Raw genomic sequence first — 12,957 nt, 5'->3', positions numbered from 1 at the left:
AATATCTATGTTGGCTGTAGCTAACTACATGATACTTTAAGCAGTGGTAGGCCTATGTCACACGCATTTTTGTCCGAATCAACTCACGACTCATCACCAACAGTCATCATTAATACCCGCCCGCTAGAACGTGCAGCACCATTGTCAACGCATTTAAAAGAAGCAGGTTTTAGGGTTGTCGATATGCCAATGCTCACACTAAAGCCGCGAGTAGTAAGCGAGGCAGATATTGGATTGATGCAAGACTGGCTATCAGGTAGTTATGACGCACTCGTTATAGTCAGTCCTACTGCAGCAGCGTCAGGACTAGCAGTCTGGCAAGCCCTTAAAAAGACCACAGAAAGGTCTACTGATGATCTATTGTCAGAATCAAAGACACTTTACCCTAGTCAGCCACCAAGTCATCTGATTGCAGTAGGAGAGGCGACAGCGTCTGTTTTACAAGACACCAAATTGCCATTTAGTTATCAAGTTTTACAACCGATGGTCGCCAATAATGAAGGTATGTTGGCCATGCCTGAGATTAAGCGTTTGCAAGCTGGCAATAAACTACTGATCTGGCGCGGTTTGGGAGGGCGACGGTTACTGGTCGATACATTAAAGGCGCGCGGTGTACATATTGACAGTATTGCATGGTACGAGCGTATTCAGCCTATTGATGCACAGGCAAATTATCAACAATGGGCTGAGCAGTTCATCAAGCAAAATACCAGTCGATCACCGCGATTTGTACAGTCACAAGCACCCAAGCCTATTGTCGTCATTAGTAGTGGCACAGCGTTTGAGCATTGGACAGACATTGTTGAGCAAGCGCAGACGAATTCAGCTATGGCCTCAAAAAGTATCATATTACCGACCCTGACAGATTTTAACTATGTGGTTTTGGGCACGCGCCTAGCCAATATAGTGGCAGAAAAACAATTGCACTACTGGCAAGTAGAAGATTTATCTCCTACGACTATTTCGGCTGCTATTAAGCAGGACCGATTGATAGAAATAAAACCGTAAACTTGTCTTGTGCCTTTATTTTGAAGTGTTCTTAAAACTATAAATGTCATAAAAACTATTGATAACGGTACCGCTTATGTCAACCAAGTTTAAAAAGTCTACAGCAAATGACTTGTCGGTAAATAAACAGCGACGGCAGGCAAGTATGCTGCTATTACAGTTGCAATGGTTGTTTATTCTATTATTGGTTATCGCTTTGGTTTGGCTATATATTGCTCAGCAGCGTTTTCAAAATCAAATCAATGAACGTCTACAAAGTAATGAGCATATGGTCAGTCGTCTAAATGAGATAGATGACCGTCTGTTTGCCATCAGTCAGCAAACTCTACCAGAGCCGAGTACAACGACAAACAGCCAAGCACAAAATCAACTTGATCTATTACGTATTCAAATCAAGGCGGTCGATAAACTAATAGCAGATAACAATTATAAAGGCTCAATTGATTTGTTACAGGGTCTACTGTGGCAGTTATCGCAAGATAATAATGAGATATCACCAGCACTAACTATGGTTATCACACAAAGCTTGTCCAAAGATATCGAGCGTCTACAAGCACAAAGCTCGCAGCCTAATCCTTGGCAGCTACAGAATCTTGCCATTCAAAATATTCAGGAATTTTTGCGCAGTTATGTGCGTAACAGTAATCAGAACAACAGCGCAGCACTTACTGGTCAGCAGTTAACTGGTTATGAAGTCATTATGACTTTAAATTTGGCCATTCAAGCCGGTAATATGCGTGAGCAAGACCAGCTGACTGGTTATTTAAACCAAGCACGGGCACAGTTACAGACTTTGGTTAAAGATACGTCTCGTAGACAAAAAGCTGCTCTTAGTAAGTCACCACCATCTTCATCGATAGATGACAAGTCAACGATTGAACATCAACAGACCCCAACGACGAAGCAGTCGCCAGATGACATTACAGAAGCCATTATATGGCTTGATAGGCTCATCGCTGACGCGCCAAAGCCACAGACATTATTAACTAGTCAAATGTTGGATAAGTCTGAGCGTAAGTAAGCTTTGAGTAGTAGCCTGTCAGAGTATTCAAGCTTGTTAAGCGTTATTACTTTTAGACACTAATGCTCTTAAAAACTGATACTTTAATGCACTTCTATCCCGTAAACGGAAAGTAGTAAACGAAAATTAAGGCAAATTATGGATCTCGTTAATCACTCTACACGCCTAACAGCAGATATACCAAACGATAGCTATCCTGTCGATCTGGCCCATTATCCAGTCATACATACTCAGCCAATTCATTGGGGGGAGATGGATGCTTTTAATCATTTAAATAACGTGGTGTTTTATCGTTATGCTGAGTCAGCGCGTATTGCTTATTTGCAGACTTTAGGGATGTTTGATGGCAATATGGTCACTGTACTCGCTCAGTCAAGCTGTCAATATTTACGTCCAGTTTTTTATCCAGACACTTTGTTGTTAGGGGTACGTTGTCAACGTTTGGGCACAACCAGTATCGTAATAGAATATAGTTATTATAGCGGGGCGCAACAAACCATAGTCGCGACTGCTGAAGCAGTGATAGTCCGATTGGACAGTGATGGCAAGACCAAACTGCCATGGACAGAAGAGGAGCGCACGCATTTATTAGCGCTCGAAAAAAAGGTTGGTCACACCCCTCAATTGTAATCTTTGCTTTTTTTAACTTATAAGTTGATAAGACAACCAGAAAAAAAGCACCCCAATAAACTTTATTAGGGTGCCTGTTTAGGATGGTGTTTATAAAAGCTTATCCTAGTCTCAGTGAAAGGCTATTACAAAAGTAGCTCTATTACTGACCATCTTTATTTAGATATTGCGTGGGAGCTTGAATAAAGTCGATAACATTCAATTCAAACCCTGATAACGCATAAAATTTCATCGGCGATGATAAGAGGTGCATATCGCGTACACCTAAATGGCGCAAAATCTGTGCACCAACACCGATACTGCGATAAGGCTGCTGAGCGATGGTTGAGAGCGATTGATTTTCAGATGCTTTGTCTAGTGCATCTCCTAAGTCGACGGGTTGATGACTGCCAATCCAAACCAACACCCCACGCTCTGAAGCACTGATTTCTTCTAAAGCGGATTGGACACTCCAGCCGCCGCGTCCTGTAGTGTCATTTTTGGCGGCAAATAAATCACGTAGCGGGTGAAAGCCATGTACACGTACCGTACTGACGCCTTTGCTAACATCGCCTTTTACTAAGGCCAGATGGGTCTCATCAGCACCAAATTCACGAAAACGATGTAGAGTGAACGTACCGTATTCAGTCTCAAATGGATGCGATTCAATCTCTTCTACCGTCTGCTCATTAGCGATGCGATAGTTGATAAGATCAGCGATGGTACCGATTTTTATATCATGTTCTTGGGCAAATATCTCAAGATCATCACGGCGTGCCATCGTACCATCAGCATTGATAATCTCTACAATAACGGCGGCAGGTTCAAGTCCTGCGAGGCGGGCCAAATCACAGCCAGCTTCGGTGTGGCCAGCGCGGTGTAATACGCCGCCATTTTGTGCCATGATTGGGAAAATATGTCCAGGCTGGACGATGTCTTCTGGCTTTGCCGCTGATGACACTGCTGCTTGAATAGTACGCGCACGATCTGCTGCAGAAATACCAGTAGTCACGCCTTCCGCCGCTTCGATAGAAACGGTAAAGTTGGTACTAAATTTTGCTTCGTTACGATCTGACATAAGCGGTAATGCAAGCTGTTGACAACGCGCTTGTGATAGAGTCAGGCATACCAAGCCGCGGGCATGAGTAATCATAAAGTTAACATCTTCAGGACGGACATGCGTGGCCGCCATGATAATATCACCTTCGTTTTCGCGGTCTTCATCATCCATCAAGATGACCATTTTTCCAGCACGGATGTCTTCAATAATTTCAGGAATCGTATTTAAACTCATAAGATGTCTCAATGCTTCAATATTTATAGATATGTGGAGGGATAAGATTTATCTGCCTATTGTAGCAGATAGGCCAAAAACTGTGACTATCGTTACTTACTCGTTGGTGCTTGGCTTTTAAGCCAATCCATAAACTGCTTGCTATGTTGTTCGCGCTGATTGTCTGCATACTCATAAAAACGTGTGCCCACCAAATTATCAGGCAAGTAAGTCTGCGGATAGTAATGATTGGAGTAGTTGTGTGGATAAGTATAACCTTTACCATAACCTTGTTCGCGCATAAGTTTGCTCACCCCATTACGTAAATGGAGCGGTACAGGAGAGGCGTCTTTTTCTGCCAGCGACATTGCCGCATTGATCGCATTGTAGGTACTATTGCTTTTGGCACTGGTCGCAAGATAGACCACGACTTGTCCTAAAATAATGCGCGCCTCAGGCATGCCGATAGATTGCACACTACGCAGCGCAGCATCAGCAAGTAATAACGCATTAGGATTGGCATTGCCAATATCTTCACTGGCCAAAATGACCAAACGCCGGGCAATAAAGTCAGCAGGCTCACCGCCGACTAACATTCTAGCCATCCAATACAGCGCCGCATCAGGGTCCGAGCCGCGTACGGATTTTATCATCGCTGAGACAATATCATAATGCTGCTCACCATCTTTGTCGTAGCGCACTAACGCCGTTTGCGCCACACGGCCGACCAGCTGATCATTAACAATAATAGGCGACTGCTGTGGGTCAGCAGTTTGTACCGCAAGCTCTAATAAGTTCAATGCTTTACGTGCATCTCCATGCGCTAATTGGCTAATAAAATCCTGGGCTTGCAAATAAATAGCTAGCGTTTTTAATACCGTATCTTCTTTGATAGCACGCGTTAGTACGGTCGCGATTTGCTCTGTATCAAGTGGTTCTAAGCGATATACTTGGCAGCGTGAGAGTAGGGCATTATTGACGCTAAATGATGGATTCTCTGTCGTTGCGCCGATTAAAGTGATATCACCAGACTCGACAGCGCCTAACAACGCATCTTGCTGAGCTTTATTAAAACGATGAATCTCATCAATAAACACCACTGGCGATTCAAAACTTAAAGAGTCCTTGCTGTCTAATACTTCACGTAATTGCTTGACGCCAGTATTAAGCGCTGAGAGAGCGTGAAAAGGACGCCCAACCGCATCCGCTAGTAGCATGGCAATCGTCGTCTTACCTATACCTGCCTCTCCATGCAATATAATCGAAGGCAGATGATTTTGCTCGACCAAGCGCCGTAGCGGTGCGCCTTTTGCCAACAAGTGCGCTTGACCAATGATTGCATCAAGGGAAGCGGGACGCATACGCTGGGCAAGTGGCGTATCAGCATGAAAATTAAGGGCCATAAGACTCTCTATATTTTTATAAGTAACTGCCTGTAAATTCGCTACAGTGACAAGCATTTGCTATCTCATATTTACTGTTTGTGTAATACTCGTTTTACATCATATAAGTAGCAGTCAAGTTATAATACTGTCGTTATTTAAAGTCAGTTAAATAACAGTTTGTGATAGGTTTTTAATGGTTTTTGTGTCATAAAAGCGTATAGATTATATTTTGTATGCTTTTATTTTATAGTCATAGACTCTATGTATGGCTTATACATGCATCTTTTGGTTAATTGGCCAAAGATGTTAGATTTTAATCATGGAGATAATCATGACCTACTCCATAAAGCAGTTATTGAGCCACAGGCGACGTTTATCAAGTCGGTTTGCCAAGCGATCCCGTAAACTTAGCAGCGGAGAGGTCAAGCTTGCGCGTTCAGTCTTTGGTGACAGTATCAACCTTGATGCAGTCCAATTAAAGACGGCATGGTGGGTACTCAAAAATTATGCAGTCAGTCCCAACGGAAATATATACTTTCATCCTGAGGACTGGGTAGTAGATTTTGGTCATACAAGCATCAGTAAACAAAGCTGGCTTATTCATGAGCTGACTCACGTCTGGCAGCTACAACAAGGTTTAAAAGTAGTACGCGGCGCTCTTATAAACCGTCGTTATGAGTACGACTTAAAACTTGGTAAACCCTTCTTCAAATATGGTATCGAACAACAAGCACGTATGGTACAGGACTATTTTGTCCGTCGTCAGCTGGGCAAAAACTGTCAAGATTTACAAGCTTGTATTCCTTTTTTGACAATAGATCCAGTTATTAAAGACGATAAATCGTTCACAGTTTAATCTACCACTCAGATCTCATAATGGTTATTATAAAATACGATGGTCTTGGCAATGAGTATTAGCAACATAGAAATAAACAATAAGTTGTATCTGCTATATTTGTTTTTAACAAAGGAGCTGTACCTTGATATTTAAGTCTTGGAATTCAAAGCCTAAAGCGGTTGATAAAGTTGGTCAAAAAACTACCAAATATAAGAGTGCTAGGGTAGATTCATTGCAACCAACCAGTATAGCAGCAGCAATGCTGGCAGGCGCGATATTACTGACTGGTTGTCAGCAGCAGTCAGAACCCACCATAACGGATGACGACAGTCAAACAAGCGCTCAAACCGATACTGAAAATACCAAGCCTGCGCCATTAAGCGATTCTGCTAAAGCACGTATAGAGCAGTTTCAGCCATTGTATGTTACCCAAATGCAAGGGTTGCAGCGACGCTTGCAAGCAGAGTATGAAGCGCTACAAGCCGCTGATGCATCCGACAGTATCAGCCCATCATTACTCGATAGTGCGTCTGAACCAGTCAAAAATACAACAGATCAAAACGACATTACTGCTAGTGCCAACACTACTGCTAGTACTGCCTCTGACACGGCAATTGATGAAGCTAATAACAATGTTGAAAATGAAATAAACGTTAGTACGGAAGTAGGAGAGCGTGACTTAGAAGTACTAAAGCGTATCAGTCTTGAGCCGCGTAAGCCTGAAGTGCTGACAGAAGAACAAATCATCGAACGTTATCAACAAGCCATGCAAGCATTGTATCAGCCGGCAGCTACTGCACTTAGTGCGCAAAACTCGGATACCTTACTTAATATCGTCACTTTAGTGCCGCAGTTGTTTGAGCACGCAGAAATCGCTGAACGCGTCAATGTAAAGAGCCCCGCCCTCGCGCGCTTGATTATCCAGCATCAAGTATGGCAGCAAATAGAAGCTCAGCAAGCTCAGGACATGCAACAAATGAAACTAACGCAGCAGCAAGAGTTTGAAAGTTTGATGACAAAGTTTAATGAGACCATTGAAGACTACGATAAGCAAATCGCCAAATACGAACAGACTTTGCAAGAATTTCAGTAATTATCTTTATCATTTGTACAGCCATAAAAAATCCCGCACGATGGCGGGATTTTTTATGGCTGTAATCGCTACTATTTATAGCAGCGCTTAGAGATTACTTACGATCTTCAACTTTGACAAAATCGCGCTTAGTCTCGCCAGTATACAACTGACGTGGGCGACCGATTTTGAACGGTGCGCTATGCATCTCTAACCAATGGCTGATCCAACCAGAAGTACGAGCCAATGAGAAAATCACGGTAAACATTGACGTTGGAATACCAATGGCTTTTAAAATAATGCCAGAGTAGAAGTCAACGTTTGGATACAAGTTACGCTCGATGAAGAACGGATCTTCTAGAGCAATTCTTTCAAGTTCCATCGCCAATTCAAGCTTAGGATCATTGATACCTAGCGCTTCTAATACTTCGTCAGAGGCTTTTTTAAGTACTTGAGCGCGTGGGTCGAAGTTTTTATAGACACGGTGACCAAAGCCCATGAGCTTCACTTCACGGCTTTTTACTTTTTCCATAAATGCAGGTACGTTTTCAACAGTACCGATCTCATCTAGCATCTCAAGAACAGCTTCGTTGGCGCCGCCATGTGATGGGCCCCATAACGCTGCGATACCAGCAGCGATACAAGCGTAGGGGTTAGCACCAGTAGAACCTGCTAAGCGTACTGTAGACGTTGAAGCGTTTTGCTCGTGATCAGCATGTAAGGTAAAGATCTTGTCCATTGCTTCGGCAATAACAGGGTTTACTTTATAGTCAACGTCACCAGGGGTAGCAAACATCATGTATAAAAAGTTTTCAGCATAGCTAAAGTCATTGCGTGGATACATGAATGGTTCGCCCTGCGAGTATTTATAACTCATCGCAGCAAGCGCTGGCATTTTGGCAATCAGACGAATAGCGGTGATTTCACGATGTTCTTCGTTACTGACATCCAAGCTTTCATGATAAAACGCTGATAGCGCACCCACGACCCCAACCATGATTGCCATTGGGTGAGCATCACGGCGAAAGCCTTCAAAGAATTTACGCAACTGGTCATGAATACCTGAATGCTTGCGAATTTTCTCAAAAAAGTCTGCTTTTTGTTCTTTATTAGGTAGGTCGCCATGAATAAGAGCATAAGCAACTTCTAGATACTCAGCGTTGTTCGCCAATTCATCAATAGGGTAGCCACGATGTAGTAACTCACCTTTGCCGCCGTCAATAAAAGTGATTTTTGATTCAACAGGAGCTGTGACTTTAAACCCTGGATCATAAGACCAGTAACCGGCTTCTTGTAAAGCAGCAACATCGACAACTGGACGACCTAAAGTACCGTGAATAACAGGAAGTTGGTATTCCTTACCATCTACTACTAGTGTGGCTTCATTATTTGACTTAATGTTATCAGCCATAATTTCCTCTCCATTGGTTTTAGCTTGTTAGAGTAAAAATACAAACGACACATACTTTTGTGACGTTACATGAACAAATATGAATTTAACTGACTTAAGATTGAGGCTATGTTACCAGTAATTTGACATAATTAGAAAAAAGTTTTAGCAGCTATACCCCTAATTCACGTGGTTTCAGGGTAGTTATAGACGGTAATTTTTGTATCAAAATATGTCTGTTAGTGTATTTAGCACATATTTAAGGTTTTTATAAAAGCATGGAGGGGTCTGTTAATTTGATAAAAATTGACTCTTTTTATTTATTTTACCGTTTTGGGTTTTTTATTAATACGATGAAGAACATCTAGTGCATGACCAGTAGACAAATCTGAGCTTGCTTGTTGTAGATTGTGAAATAATAAAGTTGCGACAATTTTATTACCATTGATAGGTGTTATGTCAACATAACCACTATATTCACTATTTAAGGGATAAATTTGTAATTGTTGGCTAGCCATTTTATAATGGCGTGATTTGACTGATGCTGATTATATTTAATGAATGTTAAGTAAGATACATGCGTTTGTTAAATCGTGAATCGAAAGGTGCTTTTTTTGATTGAGTACGTAAATTTATAGTCATAACAATAGTTTATAGTGTCAATGTTGGCGTTGTTTGTTCTATTTTTATATTGATTCTAAGACCGTTTGTGTCTTAACAGGCAGTCAAATGACAATGTCTGTTTGTATTAAGAAATCAATTAAAAATAGACCAGTTAACTGAACCTCTTAAAAGACAGTCAACTATAAAATATGAATAAAAATACGTAGGGTTAAAAAACTAGTACCTTAACTTTAGTATCTTAAATTTAGACAGACAGAATAGTTGATTCAAGCAAAACAATCGACTTAATTAAAACATAGCCATGTGTTCAACTTGCAAATTGTGATCGTCATATAAGTATCGTGTATGAGTGCTATGACTACTGACGATGAGCAAGCGCTGTATTAATAATATAGACAGTTAATCGTGAATGTTTTATCTGTTGAATGCATATGAATGCCTAGCGTAAACTAGCACAGTCAGCTAGCTCTTCCTTACTTTATTCGTCTCATGTGTTGCTAAATGTTTGGTAGGATAGATTCCTGCTTAGCGTTGATAGTAGATACAGGAGTATAACCGCAAAAAGGATGCCCGCTGTGAAAAGCAACCGACCTATTGATCTGCCTTTGAGCCAAGTGATTAGCGTTAATCGCTCACCGATTGCGATTGCCTCAATTCTGCATCGTATATCTGGCATTATTTTATTTCTATTAATTCCTGTCATGCTCTGGTTATTACAGACCTCTTTGGCCTCGCCTGAGAGCTTTGAAACCGTGTTTGACAACGTTCTTCTTCGCTTTTTGGCGTGGATATTTGTTGCAGCAATTGCTTACCATTTTGTGATGGGCATTAAGCATTTATTTGCTGATATGGGCATGAACGAGGAGCTAAAATCTGGCCGCACTGCCTCTATGGTCAGCTTTGTGATTGCAGCGATTCTAATTGTCGCGTCATTTGTATGGGTGATGTTCTAATGATAAAAAATGATTCAGGAATCAAAAGCGCCACTGGTCTGACAGGCTCAGGCTCACGTGACTGGATTGTCCAGCGTATTAGTGCGGTTGTATTGGCTATTTATAGTGTTGTATTAATGGGCTTCTTTTTGACCCACAGTAATGTGACCTTTATTGAGTGGTCGAACTTCATGACAAGCTTGCCGATGCGCCTATTTAGCTTGGTGGCTGTACTTGCACTTGCTGGCCATGCTTGGGTCGGTATGTGGACAGTATTTACCGATTACATCACGTCTGGCAAGATGGGCGAAAGTGCTCCAAAGCTACGTATGGTGTTGCAAGCCTTGATGATCGTTGCCATTTTAGTGTTCTTATTTTGGGGCATCATGATTTTTTGGGGCAGTGGCTTCGGTGTCGTTGCTGTTTAACTATTGAAAGCGTTTCGTTTTCACATACTACGATGATGGACTGTTCAGTCAGTTTTATACGCTGATAGAGTCTTTAAGAGCAGTCGGTCAGTAGCCATATTAGATTCATCATGATTGTATCGTATACTTTTATATTGCCAGCTTAATGCATCAATGATTATAGGATGCATTATAATGTACCAAGCGCCGATACAAAGCTTATCAAGTTATTAATATTATTAAGCTAAATATAATGATGAATATGCAAATTTTAGTAAGTGGTTGAAGGTGCTCCTAGTAAAGACATTAGCGTACTTTTAAGTGTACAAAGATACTTAGCTGCGCGGACATAATGTCTAGTAGGACTCCTTGTATTTACTTCACAAGCATTAGGAAAACTGTAATGGCAACAAGACAAGATAATACCATTAGCAACATTAAAACCCTCAACTATGACGCAGTCATCGTTGGCGGTGGCGGCTCAGGTATGCGTTCTTCACTACATTTAGCTGAAGCAGGCATGAATGTGGCGGTAATTACCAAAGTATTTCCAACACGTTCGCACACTGTTGCTGCTCAAGGTGGCATCGGTGCAAGCTTAGGTAATATGAGCAATGACAATTGGCACTTTCACTTTTATGATACCGTAAAAGGGTCAGATTGGTTGGGCGATCAAGACGCTATCGAATATATGTGCCGCGAAGCACCAAAAGTCGTCTATGAGCTTGAGCACATGGGCATGCCTTTTGACCGTAACGAAGATGGTACGATCTACCAGCGTCCATTCGGTGGTCATACGTCGAACTATGGCGAAAAAGCGGTTCAACGTGCATGTGCTGCTGCTGACCGTACTGGTCACGCACTATTACACACTTTGTATCAGAAAAACTTACAGCAAGGTACGCAGTTCTTTATCGAGTGGATTGCGCTTGATTTGATCAAAGACGAGGCCGGTAATATCAATGGCGTTGTTGCTATTGAGCAAGAGACTGGTACGGTTGCTGTCTTCCAATCCCCAATTACAGTATTAGCGACAGGCGGTGCTGGTCGTATTTTTGCCGCCTCTACTAACGCTTATATTAACACTGGTGACGGTATTGGTATGGCGGTTCGTGCAGGTATTCCATTACAAGATATGGAATTTTGGCAGTTTCACCCAACGGGCGTTCATGGAGCAGGGGTGCTACTGACCGAAGGTTGCCGCGGTGAAGGGGCAATCTTACGTAACAAAGATGGCGAAGCCTTTATGGAGCGTTATGCGCCAACCGTTAAAGACTTAGCCCCACGTGATCTAGTGTCGCGCTCTATGGACCAAGAGATCAAAGAAGGTCGTGGTTGTGGCCCCAATGCCGACCATATCGTCATGGATATGACGCATTTAGGCGTGGAAACCATCATGAAGCGTTTACCATCAGTATTTGAGATTGGTAAAAACTTTGCGAACGTTGATATCACCAAAGAGCCTATTCCAGTTATCCCTACTATTCACTATATGATGGGCGGTATTCCGACTACCATTCATGGTCAGGTGGTTGTGCCAGATTTAGAAGCGGGTACGGATGAAGACGGTCTTTATGAAAAAGGTGAGGTCGTCAAAGGTCTGTATGCGATCGGCGAATGTGCTTGCGTTAGTGTCCATGGTGCCAACCGTTTGGGTACCAACTCCTTACTTGACTTGGTAGTGTTTGGCCGCGCCGCTGGTAAGCATATTGTTGATGAGTATCATCATGCCGATCATAACTACAAGCCGCTTGACCCGCATGTACTAGATTTTACGGTACGTCGTTTGGACAAGTTACAGCAGTCAACTGATGGCTACAATGCGCAAGACGTGGCAGACGAGATTCGAGCGACCATGCAAAAGCATGCAAGCGTATTCCGTACCCAAGCATTGATGGATGAAGGTGTTGAAAAAATCTTAGCGCTTGGCGAAAAAGTGGATAACATTCACTTAGGCGACAAGTCACAAGTCTTTAACACCGCTCGTATTGAGGCGTTTGAAGTTGCTAACTTATATGAAGTAGCAAAAGCCACGATGATATCAGCTGCAAATCGTCACGAAAGCCGCGGTGCACATAGTGTCTCTGACTACGATCGTCCAGAAGATGATGACTATGCACCAAACGGTCGTAATGATCATGATTGGATGAAGCATACCTTGTGGTATTCTGAAGGCAACCGTATTCTTTATAAGCCTGTGCGCAAGGTACCATTGACGGTCGACTATATCGAGCCAAAAGTTCGCGTTTATTAATTTTAGACGCTGCGCCTACTATATAGGTAATAAATAGCAGGCGCGCAAACGTTTTATCCTTTATTCATTTATTAAAAAGGTGACCGCCAGCTACAAGCTTATACCAGTGCTATAATGTATGTTGAATCATGGCCCTGATATGAT

12 protein-coding genes are annotated in these 12,957 nt (G+C 42.3%); 8 read left to right on the top strand and 4 right to left on the bottom strand.

The features are described from left to right. Positions 1-54: 54 nt before the first annotated feature. The 3 genes from Q0890_RS06300 to Q0890_RS06290 all read left to right on the top strand — a co-directional run bounded on the left by Q0890_RS06300 (position 55) and on the right by Q0890_RS06290 (position 2,659). Positions 55-1,008, top strand: a complete 954-nt coding sequence (locus Q0890_RS06300) for a uroporphyrinogen-III synthase (protein ID WP_299218686.1) — start codon at positions 55-57, stop codon at positions 1,006-1,008. Between the two features lie 76 nt (positions 1,009-1,084). Next, positions 1,085-2,029, top strand: a complete 945-nt coding sequence (locus Q0890_RS06295) for a hypothetical protein (protein ID WP_299218684.1) — start codon at positions 1,085-1,087, stop codon at positions 2,027-2,029. Between the two features lie 138 nt (positions 2,030-2,167). Then, positions 2,168-2,659: a thioesterase family protein gene (locus Q0890_RS06290; RefSeq protein ID WP_299218683.1), complete on the top strand. Its 492-nt coding sequence runs from the start codon at positions 2,168-2,170 to the stop codon at positions 2,657-2,659. 142 nt (positions 2,660-2,801) lie between these two features. Here Q0890_RS06290 and ribBA read toward each other — a convergent pair whose 3' ends face one another. Next, a complete protein-coding gene (gene ribBA, locus Q0890_RS06285) occupies positions 2,802-3,932 on the bottom strand; it encodes a bifunctional 3,4-dihydroxy-2-butanone-4-phosphate synthase/GTP cyclohydrolase II (protein ID WP_299218681.1) in 1,131 nt (376 codons plus the stop codon). Between the two features lie 92 nt (positions 3,933-4,024). Beyond that, a complete protein-coding gene (locus Q0890_RS06280; RefSeq protein WP_299218679.1) occupies positions 4,025-5,314 on the bottom strand; it encodes a replication-associated recombination protein A in 1,290 nt (429 codons plus the stop codon). A 313-nt stretch (positions 5,315-5,627) separates the two neighbouring features. Between Q0890_RS06280 and Q0890_RS06275 the strand changes: the two genes are divergently transcribed. Both Q0890_RS06275 and Q0890_RS06270 read left to right on the top strand, forming a co-directional pair. Continuing rightward, on the top strand, positions 5,628-6,152 hold the full coding sequence (locus Q0890_RS06275; protein WP_299218677.1) for a type IV secretion protein Rhs: 525 nt from the start codon (positions 5,628-5,630) through the stop codon (positions 6,150-6,152). 124 nt (positions 6,153-6,276) lie between these two features. After that, positions 6,277-7,227 (top strand): hypothetical protein, encoded by a 951-nt coding sequence (locus Q0890_RS06270; protein WP_299218676.1) that lies wholly within the window; start codon positions 6,277-6,279, stop codon positions 7,225-7,227. 94 nt (positions 7,228-7,321) lie between these two features. On the opposite strand, the gene gltA is transcribed toward Q0890_RS06270, so the two are convergent. Then, positions 7,322-8,617 (bottom strand): citrate synthase, encoded by a 1,296-nt coding sequence (gene gltA / locus Q0890_RS06265; protein WP_299218674.1) that lies wholly within the window; start codon positions 8,615-8,617, stop codon positions 7,322-7,324. A gap of 299 nt (positions 8,618-8,916) precedes the next feature. Continuing rightward, complete coding sequence (locus tag Q0890_RS06260) at positions 8,917-9,114, bottom strand: hypothetical protein (RefSeq protein WP_299218672.1); 198 nt, start codon at positions 9,112-9,114, stop codon at positions 8,917-8,919. Between the two features lie 672 nt (positions 9,115-9,786). Here Q0890_RS06260 and sdhC point away from each other — a divergent pair. The 3 genes from sdhC (at position 9,787) to sdhA (ending at position 12,813) form a co-directional block, all read left to right on the top strand. Beyond that, complete coding sequence (gene sdhC, locus Q0890_RS06255; protein ID WP_299218670.1) at positions 9,787-10,173, top strand: succinate dehydrogenase, cytochrome b556 subunit; 387 nt, start codon at positions 9,787-9,789, stop codon at positions 10,171-10,173. 2 nt (positions 10,174-10,175) lie between these two features. Beyond that, entirely contained in the window at positions 10,176-10,580 is a 405-nt protein-coding gene (gene sdhD, locus Q0890_RS06250; protein ID WP_299219005.1) for a succinate dehydrogenase, hydrophobic membrane anchor protein, read from the top strand. Between the two features lie 382 nt (positions 10,581-10,962). After that, on the top strand, positions 10,963-12,813 hold the full coding sequence (gene sdhA, locus Q0890_RS06245) for a succinate dehydrogenase flavoprotein subunit (protein ID WP_299218668.1): 1,851 nt from the start codon (positions 10,963-10,965) through the stop codon (positions 12,811-12,813). The last annotated feature ends 144 nt before the right edge of the window (positions 12,814-12,957 follow it).

It is taken from the genome of uncultured Psychrobacter sp., assembly GCF_947488565.1.
GTDB lineage: Bacteria > Pseudomonadota > Gammaproteobacteria > Pseudomonadales > Moraxellaceae > Psychrobacter > Psychrobacter saeujeotis.
The sequence above is the reverse complement of the archived record's forward strand: the minus strand, read 5'-3'. Positions and strand labels throughout refer to the sequence as shown.